At 36.3% G+C, this 14,490-nt stretch carries 15 protein-coding genes and 1 tRNA gene; 11 read left to right on the top strand and 5 right to left on the bottom strand.

Annotated elements, in window-relative coordinates; translation table 11 throughout:
• The first annotated feature begins 39 nt into the window (after nt 1-39).
• Genes ABJ955_RS12430 through ABJ955_RS12470 form a run of 9 tightly spaced genes read left to right on the top strand, consistent with a single transcriptional unit; the run spans nt 40 to nt 8,832 of the window.
• On the top strand, nt 40-2,451 hold the full coding sequence (locus ABJ955_RS12430) for a heavy metal translocating P-type ATPase metal-binding domain-containing protein (protein WP_347374954.1): 2,412 nt from the start codon (nt 40-42) through the stop codon (nt 2,449-2,451).
• A gap of 57 nt (nt 2,452-2,508) precedes the next feature.
• A complete protein-coding gene (ccoS, locus tag ABJ955_RS12435; protein ID WP_347374955.1) occupies nt 2,509-2,715 on the top strand; it encodes a cbb3-type cytochrome oxidase assembly protein CcoS in 207 nt (68 codons plus the stop codon).
• Between the two features lie 13 nt (nt 2,716-2,728).
• A complete protein-coding gene (ccoN, locus tag ABJ955_RS12440) occupies nt 2,729-4,930 on the top strand; it encodes a cytochrome-c oxidase, cbb3-type subunit I (RefSeq protein ID WP_347374956.1) in 2,202 nt (733 codons plus the stop codon).
• Nucleotides 4,931-4,932: 2 nt separating this feature from the next.
• Nucleotides 4,933-5,130 (top strand): CcoQ/FixQ family Cbb3-type cytochrome c oxidase assembly chaperone, encoded by a 198-nt coding sequence (locus ABJ955_RS12445; RefSeq protein ID WP_347374957.1) that lies wholly within the window; start codon nt 4,933-4,935, stop codon nt 5,128-5,130.
• On the top strand, nt 5,127-6,020 hold the full coding sequence (locus ABJ955_RS12450; RefSeq protein WP_347374958.1) for a cbb3-type cytochrome c oxidase N-terminal domain-containing protein: 894 nt from the start codon (nt 5,127-5,129) through the stop codon (nt 6,018-6,020). The genes ABJ955_RS12445 and ABJ955_RS12450 overlap by 4 nt, the downstream gene beginning before the upstream one ends.
• A 29-nt stretch (nt 6,021-6,049) precedes the next feature.
• Nucleotides 6,050-7,471 carry a cytochrome c oxidase accessory protein CcoG gene (gene ccoG, locus ABJ955_RS12455; protein ID WP_347374959.1) on the top strand — a complete coding sequence of 474 codons (1,422 nt, stop codon included), beginning with the start codon at nt 6,050-6,052 and terminating at the stop codon, nt 7,469-7,471.
• A gap of 15 nt (nt 7,472-7,486) precedes the next feature.
• On the top strand, nt 7,487-7,933 hold the full coding sequence (locus ABJ955_RS12460; protein ID WP_347374960.1) for a FixH family protein: 447 nt from the start codon (nt 7,487-7,489) through the stop codon (nt 7,931-7,933).
• A 14-nt stretch (nt 7,934-7,947) separates the two neighbouring features.
• Complete coding sequence (locus ABJ955_RS12465; protein ID WP_347374961.1) at nt 7,948-8,679, top strand: sulfite exporter TauE/SafE family protein; 732 nt, start codon at nt 7,948-7,950, stop codon at nt 8,677-8,679.
• A gap of 12 nt (nt 8,680-8,691) precedes the next feature.
• Nucleotides 8,692-8,832, top strand: a complete 141-nt coding sequence (locus ABJ955_RS12470) for a hypothetical protein (RefSeq protein WP_347374962.1) — start codon at nt 8,692-8,694, stop codon at nt 8,830-8,832.
• A gap of 27 nt (nt 8,833-8,859) precedes the next feature.
• On the opposite strand, the gene hemN is transcribed toward ABJ955_RS12470, so the two are convergent.
• Nucleotides 8,860-10,224 carry an oxygen-independent coproporphyrinogen III oxidase gene (hemN, locus tag ABJ955_RS12475; protein WP_347374963.1) on the bottom strand — a complete coding sequence of 455 codons (1,365 nt, stop codon included), beginning with the start codon at nt 10,222-10,224 and terminating at the stop codon, nt 8,860-8,862.
• Between the two features lie 533 nt (nt 10,225-10,757).
• Nucleotides 10,758-10,830: transfer RNA gene (locus ABJ955_RS12480), tRNA-Lys, on the bottom strand.
• Between the two features lie 206 nt (nt 10,831-11,036).
• Here ABJ955_RS12480 and ABJ955_RS12485 point away from each other — a divergent pair.
• Nucleotides 11,037-11,558: a shikimate kinase gene (locus ABJ955_RS12485; protein WP_347374964.1), complete on the top strand. Its 522-nt coding sequence runs from the start codon at nt 11,037-11,039 to the stop codon at nt 11,556-11,558.
• Here ABJ955_RS12485 and ABJ955_RS12490 read toward each other — a convergent pair.
• The gene (locus tag ABJ955_RS12490) at nt 11,550-12,053 is read right to left on the bottom strand and encodes a phosphoribosyltransferase family protein (RefSeq protein ID WP_347374965.1); all 504 of its coding nucleotides are present in this window, start codon (nt 12,051-12,053) and stop codon (nt 11,550-11,552) included. The genes ABJ955_RS12485 and ABJ955_RS12490 overlap by 9 nt on opposite strands.
• Before the next feature lie 25 nt (nt 12,054-12,078).
• Complete coding sequence (locus ABJ955_RS12495; protein WP_347374966.1) at nt 12,079-12,471, bottom strand: RNA-binding S4 domain-containing protein; 393 nt, start codon at nt 12,469-12,471, stop codon at nt 12,079-12,081.
• Between the two features lie 78 nt (nt 12,472-12,549).
• Between ABJ955_RS12495 and ABJ955_RS12500 the strand changes: the two genes are divergently transcribed.
• Nucleotides 12,550-13,449: a hypothetical protein gene (locus ABJ955_RS12500; RefSeq protein ID WP_347374967.1), complete on the top strand. Its 900-nt coding sequence runs from the start codon at nt 12,550-12,552 to the stop codon at nt 13,447-13,449.
• A gap of 82 nt (nt 13,450-13,531) precedes the next feature.
• On the opposite strand, the gene ABJ955_RS12505 is transcribed toward ABJ955_RS12500, so the two are convergent.
• On the bottom strand, nt 13,532-14,485 hold the full coding sequence (locus ABJ955_RS12505; RefSeq protein WP_347374968.1) for a transketolase family protein: 954 nt from the start codon (nt 14,483-14,485) through the stop codon (nt 13,532-13,534).
• Nucleotides 14,486-14,490 lie beyond the last annotated feature (5 nt).

Consider the following 14,490-nt stretch of genomic DNA (forward strand, 5'->3'; position numbering starts at 1 on the left):
TGAACTTTGCAGGACTAATAAAAAGCAATTTTTAGCGTAATGGTTAACTGTTTTCACTGTGGCGACCCCTGCTTGGATGTTGAAATTAAACATGAGGAAAAATCCTTTTGTTGTCACGGCTGCAAAACTGTTTACGATATACTTCATGATAACAATTTAAGCTATTATTACGACCTTGAAAACACACCAGGTATATCGCCTAAAGAAATAGCTGGTATATACGATTTTTTAGACAATGAATCTATTGTAGAAAAGCTTCTTGAATTTAATGATGGCAACACTCAGATTGTTTCGTTTTTAATTCCATCAATTCATTGCAGCAGTTGTATTTGGATACTCGAAAACCTTAATAAATTAGTTACTGCTGTCAAAGCATCGCAAGTAAATTTTCCCGAAAAGACAGTTCGCATTACATATACTGCTGAAGAGAGTTCACTTAAAGAACTAGTTACGCTATTAGGTAGAATAGGTTATGACCCCTACATCTCCCTGGACGATTCCGATAAAAAAGAGAAATATATCAATCGAAGCCTAACTTATAAATTGGGTATAGCTGGGTTTGCTTTCGGAAATATTATGTTCCTTTCATTCCCAGAATATTTTGAGCATTCCGAATTTTGGTTGGATCAGTTTAAACCATTTTTTCGTTGGTTGATGTTTGCGTTTGCGCTTCCTGTTGTTTTTTATTCGGGGAGTGGTTACTTTACTTCTGCATACAAAGGACTCCGTTCAAGAATTTTAAATATAGATGTGCCCATTGCTTTGGGAATCGCTGTGCTCTTTATAAGAAGTACGCTGGATATCGTTATGGATTGGGGGACGGGATTTTTTGACAGCCTTGCTGGCCTAGTTTTCTTTTTGCTTCTCGGGAAATTTTTTCAGCAGAAAACCTATAGCTACCTTTCTTTTGAGCGCGACTACAAATCATATTTCCCCATTGCTGTTACACGACTTTTCAAAAATAATAACGGAAAAACGGTGGAAGAGCAGACTGAGGTTTATACCGTAAAAAAAGGTGACCGTTTGCTAATTCGCAATAACGAAATTCTTCCAGTTGATGCACTTTTAATAAAAGGAAATGCGCTGATAGATTACAGTTTTGTTACGGGCGAAGCTGAACCAGTCTCAAAACAAAGTGGTGATAAATTGTTTGCTGGAGGAAAACAACAAGCTGGGGTTTTGGAGGTAGAAGTGCTAAAACCTGTGGCGCAAAGCTACTTGACTCAACTTTGGAGTAATGCTGTTTTTAGCAAGGATAAAACAGGAGTTTTTGAGAATATAACAGACAATATTAGTAAGCGCTTTACCGTCGTTCTTCTTTTAATTGCTTTTATATCCACTATTTTTTGGTTGGTAGTTGCCCCTTCAAAGGCGTTTAATGTTTTCACATCGGTTTTGATTGTTGCCTGTCCGTGTGCTATTGCGCTTGCAGCACCGTTCACTTTAGGCAACGTATTGCGAATCTTCGGAAGAGAGAAGCTGTATTTAAAGGAAGCTTCCATAATTGAACAAATGGCGAAGTTAGACACTGTCGTTTTTGATAAAACAGGAACACTCACTACGAATAAAAAAAATCTAATTACATATGAAGGCGTCGCGCTTTCAACCGAAGAAAAACGATTGCTCACAAGTACGCTTAGAGCATCCAGTCATCCGCTTAGCCGTTCCCTTTATAATATTTTGGATACCAACGAAATTCGAACTTTAGACGATTTTAAGGAAGAAGTAGGGAAGGGGATTACCGCAAATTTTAATGACAATTCCATTAAAGTTGGTTCGTATGAATTTGTTGGGTTTTATGATAAAAATACATCCGAGATAAAAAATAAAACCACCGTTCATATTAGTGCTAATAAAGTTTATAAAGGCTGTTACATATTCAATAGTGAGTATAGAGAAGGTGTTGCTGAAATTTTTGACCAATTAGGAAGTGATAAAAATGTAATCGTCCTTTCTGGAGACAACGAAGGTGAACGCGAAAGGCTAGAAAAATTGCTTCCTAAGGGCACAAAACTCTATTTCAACCAGAAACCAGCTGACAAACTCAATTTTATAAAGACCCTTCAAAAAAATGGGAAACAGGTGTTGATGATAGGCGATGGGCTCAATGATGCAGGAGCCCTAAAACAAAGCAATGTAGGCCTTGTTGTTTCAGAGAATACCAACGTCTTTTCACCTGCTTGCGATGGAATTCTGGATGCTTCACAGTTTAAAAAAATTGGTGATTATTTGAATTTTTCAAAAACCAGCGTTCAAATTATAAAATGGGCATTTCTCCTTTCATTGTTTTACAATTTGGTAGGGCTTTCGTTTGCAGTTTCGGGACATTTGAAACCTGTTGTTGCTGCTATTTTGATGCCTTTAAGTTCCATTAGTATCGTGATTTTTACAACAATCGCCACTCAATATATTGGGAAGAAATTAAAGATGGATATAAATAAGCAAAGTTGACAAATGTCATATTTTAAAGGAACTCACAATAATAATTTTGAATAATATATTTCAAGTATGAATATTATTTATATGCTATTGGCAATCAGTGTTTTCGTAGCGCTCATCTTTTTTGTGCTGTTTATATTTTCAGTTAAAAAAGGACAATACGATGATACTTATACTCCTTCTGTAAGAATGCTTTTTGAAGATGAACTTGTAAAAGAAGATGCTTCAGCTAAAACTAAAACTTCAAAAGAAAAAATAACCAATCCAATACAATAATTCTATTAAAACTATGCAAACAGAACAGTTTTACTACGACAACCAAATTGTCAAAAAATTTATAAATGCGACCATATTTTGGGGACTCATTGGCATGAGTGTTGGCTTGCTGCTGGCTTTTTTGTTTTTGTTTCCTAATTTAACAGAAGGTGTTTCTTGGCTTAGCTTCGGACGTTTGCGACCGTTACACACAAATGCTGTGATTTTTGCCTTTGTTGGAAATGCAATTTTTGCTGGAGTTTATTATTCTTCCCAACGTTTGCTAAAAGCACGTATGTGGAGTACTTTTTTAAGTAATCTAAACTTTTGGGGCTGGCAGGCAATTATTGTAGGGGCTGCAATTACACTTCCGTTGGGTTACACAACCTCAAAGGAATACGCCGAGCTTGAATGGCCTTTTGATATTGCTATCGCCGTAATTTGGGTGGCTTTTGGAATCAACTTGATTATGACAATGGTTAAAAGACGCCAACGCCATTTATATGTTGCGCTGTGGTTTTATTTGGGAACTTGGGTAACCGTTGCGGTTCTACATATTGTAAATAGTATGGCAATTCCCGTCACGGCTTTAAAGAGTTATTCAATGTATGCAGGGGTGCAGGATGCACTGGTACAGTGGTGGTATGGGCATAATGCGGTGGCATTTTTTCTTACCACCCCTTTCCTTGGGTTGATGTATTATTTTGTGCCAAAAGCTGCCAACAGGCCAGTATATTCCTACCGACTTTCTATTGTTCACTTTTGGTCATTAATCTTCATCTATATCTGGGCGGGTCCGCACCACTTGTTGTATACCGCGCTTCCTGAATGGGCGCAGAATTTGGGTGTTGCTTTCTCTGTAATGCTTTTAGCGCCGTCTTGGGGAGGAATGATTAATGGGCTTTTAACGCTCCGTGGTGCTTGGGACAAAGTGCGTATTGATCCAGTTTTAAAATTTATGGTTGTGGCAATAACAGGTTATGGGATGGCAACTTTTGAAGGCCCCATGCTTTCCCTTAAAAATGTAAATGCAATCGCACACTTTAGCGACTGGATTATTGCGCACGTTCATGTTGGCGCACTTGCCTGGAATGGATTCCTGACTTTTGGTATGATTTATTGGATGGTACCGCGTCTTTTTAAAACAAAACTGTATTCCATTAAGCTAGCCAATACACATTTCTGGATTGGTACTTTGGGTATCATAATGTATGCATTACCAATGTATGTTGCAGGATTTATGCAATCTTCTATGTGGAACCAATTTAACCCTGATGGAAATCTTAAATATCCAAACTTTCTTGAAACGGTAATTCAAATTATGCCAATGTACTGGATGCGTGCCATTGGAGGAACACTATATATAGTAGGAGCATTTATTTTGCTCTACAACATAGTAATGACAGCCAGAAGCGGTAGTAAAGTAAGCGATGAACTTGCAGAAGCCGCAGCTTTAGTGCCTGTAACAAAAAAACAGACTACTGGCGAAGGCTGGCATACTTGGTTAGAGCGTCGTCCTGTTAAATTAACAATCTATGCGACTATTGCAATTTTGATAGGGGGGGCGGTACAAATTATTCCTTCGTTGATGGTAGATGATTATGTGCCAGTAATATCCAGTGTAAAACCTTACACTCCGTTAGAATTGGAAGGAAGAGACATATACATTCGTGAGGGTTGTGTAAACTGCCATACACAAATGATCCGACCTTTTAGAAGTGAAGTGGAACGCTATGGCGAATATTCGAAATCGGGCGAGTATGTTTACGACCATCCCTTCTTGTGGGGAAGTAAACGTACGGGGCCAGATTTACATCGTATTGGTGGGAAGTATTCAGACAGTTGGCACTTAAACCATATGTATGATCCACAGGGTACTTCAACAGGATCTATTATGCCTCGATATACGTGGTTGATAACTTCAGAGTTGGATAAATCAACCACCGAAGCAAAAATGAGAGCCTTGGTTACTCTTGGAGTGCCATATTCGGAAGAAGAAATAGCAAGCGCCCAAGAATTGATGGACGAACAAGGAACAAAAATAGAAAAGAACCTCTACAACGATCCCGACTTTGAAAAGACTTATGAAGCGGACAAAAAATACGCACAAGAAAACGGGGAAGATTTTATCGAAATGAAAAACCGTGAAATTGTAGCAGTTATAGCGTATTTGCAACGCTTGGGAACAGATATTAAAGTAAAAACCGCTGAAAATGCTTCGGCCGAAAACGAATAATTATGTTAAGATTTATAAAAGGAAACCTCGAAAACATTGATGGCGTTCAAATCTATCCCTTGATATCGCTATTGATATTCTTTATCTTTTTTGTAGTGCTTTTTTACTGGGTATTTACAGCGAAGAAAGACCACATAACTGAAGTGAGCAATATTCCATTAGATACAGATACTAACAATCAAAACAAAGAATTGTTATGAAAACTACTATGTCATATATAAGGGTTATCGGTTTTATGATTCTTGCTTTTTTTCTCTTGGAACTCATTGTTGATACTGGAGAAGGTTGGGCGATAATACAATATCCAATTATCTGGGCGATTCTAGCAATGGTGTTTCTCTTTGCTATTGCTGTAGAAATAATTGCCGCAGCATTACAGCGTGTTTTGTTTGCAGGGTTAAATGATGAAGCAAAAGAACGTTATAAAACGATGGAAGCTGTACGCAACGAGAACCGTTTTGCTTGGTTTAAAAGAAAATATACAGAAATGCTCGGTGCAAAACCCATTGAAAGTGAACAGGAAATTGTGCTGGATCATAATTACGATGGAATTCGGGAGTTAGACAATAACCTCCCGCCTTGGTGGACCTATCTATTTTATATTACCATTGTTTTTGGAGTAGCTTATTTTGTTTATTATGAAGTTTTTGATGGCCCAAACCAAATAGATGAATATAAAGTTGAAGTTGCGATAGCGAAAGAAGAAATAGCCGAGTATAAAAAAAATAATCAAGACTTGATTGATGCAGAAACGGTTGAACTATTAACTGAGCCTTCAGATATTGCAGCAGGAAAAACCATATTTTCAGAAAATTGCGTGGCTTGCCATAAAGAAAGTGGTGGTGGTGGAATTGGCCCAAATCTTACTGATGATAATTGGATTTTGGGTGGCGGAATAAAGAATGTGTTTCACACGATTAGTGAAGGAGGACGTGCTGGAAAAGGAATGATTCCTTGGAAGTCTGATTTAAAACCAGGTGAAATTGCTCAAGTAGCCAGTTATGTATTGAGTCTATACGGAACAAACCCTCCAGATGGAAAAGATCCCGAAGGTGATATTTGGAAAAATGAAAGCGCCTTAACTGAATAATTACTATAATCATTAACAGTAAAAAAAAATTGGATACTCCAGAAAACGAAAGGTTCCGCGACAGTTTGGGAACAATGACAGAAGAAGGCAAAAGAGCTTGGGTTTACCCTAAAAAGCCTTCAGGTAAATTATACCAATATCGAAAATATGTAAGTTATATTCTGCTTGCTTTCTTATTTGCTGCACCATTTGTGAAAATTAATGGCAACCAGTTTTTGCTATTCAATTTGCTAGAGCGTCGTTTTAATATTTTAGGATTTCCATTTTGGCCGCAAGACTTTTATCTCTTTGTAATAATGATGATTATTGGAGTAGTATTCATTATTCTTTTTACTGCTGCTTTTGGAAGAATTTTTTGTGGATGGATTTGTCCGCAGACCATTTTTATGGAAATGGTTTTTCGAAGAATAGAATACTGGATAGATGGGGATCGCGGTGCTCAAATTCGTTTGGATAAACAATCTTGGAATACCGAAAAGATTAGAAAACGTGTCCTAAAATGGATTATCTTCTTTATCATTTCCTTTCTTATTGCTAATGTTTTTTTGGCCTACTTTATAGGAAGTGATAGATTGCTTCAATACGTTTTTGAAGGCCCTTTAAATCATATCAGCACGCTGATTTCACTGTTTATTTTTACTGGAGTTTTCTATTTTATATTTGCTTGGTTTCGAGAGCAGGTTTGTATTATAGCCTGTCCTTATGGTAGGTTGCAGAGCGTTTTGCTTGACACTAAATCTATTGTTGTGGCTTATGACCATAAACGTGGTGAAAAGGAAGCGGGTCGCGCAAAGTTCAAGAAAAATGAAGATCGTATAGCTTCAAGAAAAGGAGACTGCATTGATTGTTTTCAATGTGTGAATGTATGCCCAACAGGGATTGATATTCGTAATGGAACACAGTTGGAATGTGTAAACTGTACGGCTTGTATTGACGAATGCGATAGCATTATGGAAGCCGTGAAGCTACCAAAGGGATTGATCCGCTATGCCAGTGAAGAAAATATTGAAAAGAAAGCTCCATTTAAATTCACGCCACGTCTAAAAGGGTATACCGCAGTTTTGGTAATTTTGATTGGCGTACTAAGCGGAATGTTATTTTTAAGAAGCGATGTAGAAGCGAATATTCTTCGCCTCCCTGGTCAACTTTATGAGCATAAAGCTGCTAATATTATTAGCAATGTTTTTACTTATAAGTTGTTGAATAAAACCACGAAAGATATTGAAGAGATTCATTTTAAACTGAAATCTCCAAAAGGAACCATTCACACTGTGAAACAGGGTGAAATTACTGTTCCTGCACAGGATTTGGCACAAGGAACACTCTTTATTGAAATAAAGAACACCGCCTTAAGTGGTGATAAAAACCGAGCTGTTATTGAAGTTTATAGCGGGGAAGATTTAATAGAAACCACGAGCGTAACTTTTTTAGGACCACGAAGCTATAAGTAATATTAATATGAAGTTATGAAAATAAACTGGGGAACAGGATTAGTGATTGTATTAGCGCTATTTATAGCATTTATAATGTTTTTCGTTATAAAAATAAGCACGGACAAAAAGTACGATTACGATTTGGTAACCGACGAATACTATAAAAAAGAAATGGTCTATCAAAAAGAAATTGATGCAGAGGAAAACTCTAACTCATTGGAGAGTACTATTTCAGGTAAAAAAATTACGGAAGGTTGGATGCTCAAGTTTCCAAAAAATATTGATTACTCAAAAATAGAAGGTACTGTGTTCCTTTATAGGCCGTCTAACAAACAAATGGATTTTCATCTTCCGCTGAAGCTTATAAATCCAAATTTGCTCATACCTGACGAACGTTTGGTGGCCGGCCGTTGGAACATTATTGTTCAATGGAATTATAAAGGAGAGGACTATTTATATAAAAATGAAATTGTTTATTAACTAAAACCTAAAAAATGTTAGCGACCGCACTCGTATTCGGATTATTGGGAAGCTTCCACTGCGTGGGGATGTGTGGACCTATTGCTTTTTTATTACCGGTTGACAGCAACAATCATTTTAAAAAAATGGGTCAGATATTTTTATATCATTTTGGGCGTATTTTGGCATATAGTATTTTAGGATTGGTGTTTGGATTGGTAGGTAAAAGTTTGAACCTTTTTGGTTTTCAGCAACAGCTTTCAATAATTATAGGGGTGTTGATGGTATTTGTGGTTTTACTTCCGCAGAAAACGTTTAATAAATACAACTTTTCAAAACCACTATATAAAATCATTTCAAAAGTAAAATCGGCATTAGGAAAAGAACTAAAAAAGAAAACTCCCGACACGTTTTTAACCATTGGTTTTTTAAATGGGTTTCTTCCGTGTGGCTTGGTTTATATGGCTTTGTTTGGTGCTATTGCTTCTGGAAAAACTTTGCAGGGAAGTTTATATATGGCGGTTTTCGGATTGGGCACCCTTCCGCTGATGACGTCGGCTATTTACCTCGGGAATTTTTTAAATGGGCAAGTGCGCCAACGCATTCGTCGTGCAATACCAGTATTTGTGGTAATTATAGGCTGTCTTTTTATTGTTCGTGGCTTAGGCTTAGGGATTCCATATATTTCACCCAAACCAATTACAGAAACCGTCGATGCCAGTTATAATTGTCAACCAGTGGTTTCAAAAAAAACAATTAACCTTTAAACTTTTCAAATTATGGCAGAATCTATACTTCCTATAGCAAATTGGGGCGCGGGCACCGCAATAATTATTGTCTTTGCAGTGGTGTGTATTGTACTTACTGCTTTGGTAATCAATTTTGTAATGAAGGGGAAAAAGAAGAATAAGGAGGATTAACATTTCTTTTTATAGAAAGAAAAAGTATTATACCGTCATTGAAAATAATTGGGTTTCGGGTTTACTGCGCTGCAGCAGTATATCGAAAGCCATACATATGTTACGCACAAATGGCCGGCCTTTTTCATTTACAATTAAGCAATCTTTTTCAATATTGACCAAACCATCAGCTTCCATTTCCTTTAAGCTTACAAGTGCTTCAGAAAGTTCTTCAAATTGAAGTTCCTTATTTTTCCATGAAGTTTCTAGGGTGCACATTAAATTTAAAATGTGTTTGCGGATGACGAGATCTTCCTTATTTAATATATGTCCGCGATAAATGGGAAGAATTTGCTGTTCTACCAAATCTTGATATTCCTCTACATTTTTTGAGTTTTGACCAAAACTGTACCAACTATCACCAATTGCTGAAACACCCAACCCAATCATTAATTGAGTTTTGCTTTCAGTGTATCCCATAAAATTACGGTGTAGTTTTTTTTCTTCCGCAGCTTTGTGTAAACTGTCAGCGGTAAGGGCAAAGTGATCCATACCTATTTCTACGTATCCAGCTTTCTCAAGTATTCTTTTTCCTATTTTGTACATTTCACTCTTTTCCGTTGCACTAGGTAAATCAATTTCTTTAAAACCTCGTTGCCCGTTGCCTTTTATCCACGGCACGTGAGCATAACTGTAAAATGCAATACGGTCTGGCATTAATTCCTTTGTTTTTTCAATAGTGTAGATTATGTGTTCCTTTTTCTGAAAAGGAAGTCCAAATATAATATCGTGACCTATGGAGGTATAGCCAATCTCCCGAGCTTTTTCAGTAGCATTTTTCACATTTACAAAAGGTTGAATCCTACGAATGGCAACCTGCACCGTTGGGTTGTAATCCTGAACACCGTAGCTCACGCGTGTAAATCCACAATCGTAAAGAGTTTGTAGGTGCGCAGCCGAAGTATTATTAGGATGTCCTTCAAAACTAAAGGAAGGATTTTTAGCCATGCTCGCATCGCGAAAAATTCCTTTTAAAAGTAGTCGTAGGTTATCAGCATCAAAAAATGTGGGAGTTCCGCCACCGAGGTGCAATTCTTTAATAATAGGCCGCTCGGGAAAAATTTTAAGGTAGAGTCTCCATTCTTTCAACAGAGATTCGAGATAAGGAGTTTCCACTTTGTGGTTTTTGGTAATGCGTTTGTTGCAGCCACAGAAGGTACATAAGCTTTCACAGAAAGGAAGGTGAATGTATAAGCTTATTCCTTCACTTGAATTACTTTCAGAAAAGCTTTGAACAACGTTTTTTATCCATTCGCTCAACGAAAATTTTTCATTGTTCCAATAAGGAACTGTAGGGTAGCTGGTATAGCGCGGGCCGGGAACGTTATATTTTGTAATTAAATTACTATCCATATGTTGTATCTGTTATTGCTGTCAAAAATACTTTTGTCAAGGTTTTTAGAAAATGACAATTGTCAGTAAACGCTTAGATTTTTTCCCTTTATATAAATTTCAAGCAAAGGGTTTTACTGCAAAAGTATTGAGCATCAGTTCCAATATCTGCTTTTCAGGCTCTAGACTTTGAGGCTAGGAGGAAATGTTGTATTCCCAGTTTGGTATAAGAGTATGAATCTTCTTTTTTGGAATTTACATTTTAATTTGTTTCCACATAGTATATCGGGTTAGGTTTATACTGCTATGCTAGACACATTCAAAATAAAATTAAAACGTTAAAGCTTTAAGTATAGCTGTCGTCTTAATTGGTAACCAAAAATGAGAGGAAAGTCAAATCAGCTATAGTGGTTACAAGAATAAAATTTAGATCAAAATTTTAAGATTGTTAAGGCTTTGTAAATTTTTATAATTAAATGATATTGCTGAAAAAGACAAAACCCTGCTAATAATTAAATTAGCAGGGTTTTGATGGTGTTTGGTATTTCTATTTGTGACCTGGCTGGGGCTCGAACCCAGGACCACCTCCTTAAAAGGGAGGTGCTCTACCAACTGAGCTACCAGGTCTTCCCTTGAATGCGGGTGCAAATATACTATCATTAAATTAATTTTTCAAAACGAAATTCAATTAAATTTCAAGAAATTTTAAAATAGCTGAAAAACAGGGGTTCACAAATGCATTTTTTTTAAAAATTGTCCATCTTGATTAAAAATTATTTAAAAATTAAAGCAAAATTTGTTTCTGGAGAAGAAAAATAAGTACTTTGAACGCTATGAAAATACTCTTAATTGGATATATGGGAAGTGGAAAATCTTCAGTTGGTAAAAAACTTGCTGAAAAATTAAAACTTCCTTTTAAAGATATGGATTCAGAAATAGAAAAAATAGAAGGTGTTTCGATTGCCACACTATTTTCTAAAAAAGGAGAAATCTATTTTCGAAAAATTGAAAATAAAATTTTAAAAAACTTGCTTTCTAGCCCTGAAAATTTTGTTTTGGCAACAGGAGGAGGTACACCCTGTTACGGTGACGCGATGGCTTCTATAACAGCTAAAAAAGATGTGCACTCGTTTTATCTAAAAACTCCGCTAGAAATATTGGTGAAAAGATTGTTTTTAGAGAAAGCAAATAGGCCGCTATTAGCGCATCTAGAGACGGAAGAAAGTCTCCATGATTTTATTAGAAAACACCTTTTTGAAAGGGTTTTTTATTATAACCAATCAAAGTTTGTTATAGAAAACACCACAGAGAGTGTGGATACGGTGGTAGCTAAAATTGTCTCAAAACTATTCTAAAATAGCCCTATCATTATTTTTTTCAAACACGACCGAAACATTTTCATTAAGTGACGTTGACAGAGAAATTCCTTTAAAATCTGCCTTAATAGGGTACTTTTTATGATTTCTATCTACAAGTACTGCTGTTTTAAATTGTTTTAATGGTGCGTCTAAAAAATGTTTTACGCCATAAATTAAGGTGGTTCCAGAGTGTAGAACATCGTCAACTAGTAATAGGGATTTATTGCTGTATTCCTCTTTTTTTAGAGACGTTTTAATTTCAGAGCTAGGATTTTTCTTATCAATTTTAACTTCACAAAGCAATACTTTTATAGGCGAAATTTTTTCTAATTCTGCTTTTATTTTTTTTGCGAGTAGATACCCATTGCTCATAATCCCAGCAATAACCACTACTTTTTCATCCACATTGGTTTCATAAACTTGATAGGCAATTCTCTTTATCTTGTGAGCTATCTGTTTTTTGTTTAGAATTATTGCATCTATTTCTTGCATCAGCTGATTTTTTTAAGGTGATTGGTTATGCTTCGTTTTCCTTTTTATTTTCTGGAGATTCTGTAAAATCATCCAAATCTCTTCGGTCTTTTTTAGTAGGTCTGCCCACTCCTTTTTTTCTATAGTAGGTTTTTGCGTATTGAAGCATTTCATTAGTTTCAAAAGCTTCTTTTGGGGTGGTATCTTTTCTGTAAATGTCTACAAGCTTTGCGCCAACACGGCTTACAGGAAGATCAAGAACTTCTAGTTGATAGGTTACTTGTTCTTTCCGAAGTGAAATAACATCTCCAGGATAAACATCTCGCGATGGTTTTACAATGGTGCCATTAACACGTACAGCACCTTTTTTACACGCTTGCGTTGCCATATTTCGGGTTTTTAAATACCGAACACTCCATAAATATTTATCAATCCTCATATATTTCCGCTAAAACAACGTTAATGTGGTATGCAAAAATAACGGAAAATTGTATCTTGCGCCCACAAAAAGTTGACGATGATAAAAATAAAATACGGAGTGGCCATATTGCTTGCAGTGCTTACAGTTACAGTTTCCTGTAAAAAGGATGACGAAGATGCTCCTATAGTAATTCCACCTCACGATCGCGGAGAGGAAGCTACAATAGCTCAGGCTGAAATTGAAGCTTTCTTAGAAACTCATTTTTATAATTATGAAGAGTTTCAAGCAGACCCAGAAAATTTTAAACTAAAATTTGATACAATTGCTGGCGATAATGCTTCTAAAACACCATTGATTGAACAAGTAACTTTTAAGGAGGTTAAAGATCGTGTTGATACCAGTGTAAGCTATAAATTGTATTATTTAAAAGTACGTGAAGGCGAAGGGGATAGGCCTAATTTTTCAGATTTCACTATAAACACCTACGATGGAAGGATGATGAATTTGGAGCTTTTTGATAGCTCGGTGATTCCAATTAGATTTGATTTAAATGAGATTATCGCTGGATTACAAACGATAATACCTGAATTTAAAGGTGCAAAAGGAGATCCAATTACAAACCCTGATGGCTCATTAACTTTTAAAGACTATGGTATTGGTGCTGTATTTATTCCTTCTGGCCTAGGCTATTTTCAATATCCACCCGCAGGAGATTTAAATGCATACGACCAACTTATATTTTCTTTTGAATTGTTTGCAACTGAACTCGCAGATCATGACGGCGATGGTGTTCCTTCATATATGGAAGATATAAATGGCAATGAATATTTACTAGATGATGATACCGATGGTACTGGCGCAGCAAATTATTTAGATAATGATGATGATGGGGACGGAAGGCTAACAAAATTTGAAATTGAAATTGTAAATGGGAATGTTACTTTTCCAGATAAAAACGGAAATGGAGTTCCTGATTATTTAGATCCTTCTATATAATAATAAAATCCCGATAGAAATAAATAAAAAATAGCCCTGCTTATAGTAAGCAGGGCTATTTTTTATTTACAAGTTGATTTGCTTATTTGCGTACAATAACTTTTTTAACTGCATTTACAATTGCAGAAGCATTTAAACCGTATTTGTCCATTAATTGCTCTGGTGTGCCAGATTCACCAAACGTATCTTGTGTGGCAATAAATTCTTGTGGCGCTGGATGCTGTGTGGACAGTAAACGCGCTACACTTTCACCAAGGCCTCCCAGAAAGTTATGCTCCTCAGCAGTAACAACGCAACCTGTTTTTTTAACGCTATTAATTATAGCTTCAGCATCCAAAGGTTTTATAGTATGAATGTTTATTACTTCGGCAGAAATTCCGTTTTCATTTAAAGTTTCGGCAGCTTGAAGCGCTTCCCATACTAAATGTCCTGTTGCTACGATTGTAACATCAGTTCCTTCTTGTAATAAAACCGCTTTTCCTATTTGAAAGTTTTGATCGGCTGGAGTGAAATTTGCTACTTTGGGTCTTCCGAAACGAAGATAAACGGGGCCTTCATAATCAGCAATTGCGATGGTAGCAGCTTTTGTTTGATTGTAATCACAGGTGTTGATAACAGTCATTCCTGGAAGCATTTTCATCAGTCCAATATCTTCCAAAATTTGGTGTGTTGCTCCATCTTCACCCAAAGTAATACCGGCATGTGAAGCACAAATTTTTACGTTTTTTCCGCTATAAGCTACACTTTGGCGTATTTGATCGTAAACTCTTCCTGTAGAAAAGTTTGCGAAGGTGCCAGTAAATGGAATTTTACCTCCAATGGTCATTCCAGCTGCAATACCAATCATATTTGCTTCTGCAATACCTATCTGAAAGAAGCGTTCTGGATGGTTTTCTTTAAACTCATCCATTTTTAAGGAACCTGTAAGGTCTGCACAAAGTGCAACTACATTCTTATTTTTCTTTCCCAGTGCTGTTAATCCATCGCCAAAACCTGAGCGAGTATCTTTTTTACCTGTATCTGTATATTTTTTCATCTAAA

It is taken from the genome of Aequorivita sp. Q41 (assembly GCF_039831855.1).
In the GTDB taxonomy this organism is placed as follows: Bacteria; Bacteroidota; Bacteroidia; order Flavobacteriales; family Flavobacteriaceae; genus Aequorivita.

Excerpts from the sequence above, each read along its gene's own strand:
- ABJ955_RS12430 (WP_347374954.1), top strand. The coding sequence starts at position 40 with ATGGTTAACTGTTTTCACTGTGGCGACCCCTGCTTGGATGTTGAAATT.
- ccoS (WP_347374955.1), top strand. The coding sequence starts at position 2,509 with ATGAATATTATTTATATGCTATTGGCAATCAGTGTTTTCGTAGCGCTC.
- ccoN (WP_347374956.1), top strand. The coding sequence starts at position 2,729 with ATGCAAACAGAACAGTTTTACTACGACAACCAAATTGTCAAAAAATTT.
- ABJ955_RS12445 (WP_347374957.1), top strand. The coding sequence starts at position 4,933 with ATGTTAAGATTTATAAAAGGAAACCTCGAAAACATTGATGGCGTTCAA.
- ABJ955_RS12450 (WP_347374958.1), top strand. The coding sequence starts at position 5,127 with ATGAAAACTACTATGTCATATATAAGGGTTATCGGTTTTATGATTCTT.
- ABJ955_RS12460 (WP_347374960.1), top strand. The coding sequence starts at position 7,487 with ATGAAAATAAACTGGGGAACAGGATTAGTGATTGTATTAGCGCTATTT.
- ABJ955_RS12465 (WP_347374961.1), top strand. The coding sequence starts at position 7,948 with ATGTTAGCGACCGCACTCGTATTCGGATTATTGGGAAGCTTCCACTGC.
- ABJ955_RS12470 (WP_347374962.1), top strand. The coding sequence starts at position 8,692 with ATGGCAGAATCTATACTTCCTATAGCAAATTGGGGCGCGGGCACCGCA.
- hemN (WP_347374963.1), bottom strand. The coding sequence starts at position 10,224 with ATGGATAGTAATTTAATTACAAAATATAACGTTCCCGGCCCGCGCTAT.
- ABJ955_RS12485 (WP_347374964.1), top strand. The coding sequence starts at position 11,037 with ATGAAAATACTCTTAATTGGATATATGGGAAGTGGAAAATCTTCAGTT.
- ABJ955_RS12490 (WP_347374965.1), bottom strand. The coding sequence starts at position 12,053 with ATGCAAGAAATAGATGCAATAATTCTAAACAAAAAACAGATAGCTCAC.
- ABJ955_RS12495 (WP_347374966.1), bottom strand. The coding sequence starts at position 12,471 with ATGAGGATTGATAAATATTTATGGAGTGTTCGGTATTTAAAAACCCGA.
- ABJ955_RS12500 (WP_347374967.1), top strand. The coding sequence starts at position 12,550 with ATGATAAAAATAAAATACGGAGTGGCCATATTGCTTGCAGTGCTTACA.
- ABJ955_RS12505 (WP_347374968.1), bottom strand. The coding sequence starts at position 14,485 with ATGAAAAAATATACAGATACAGGTAAAAAAGATACTCGCTCAGGTTTT.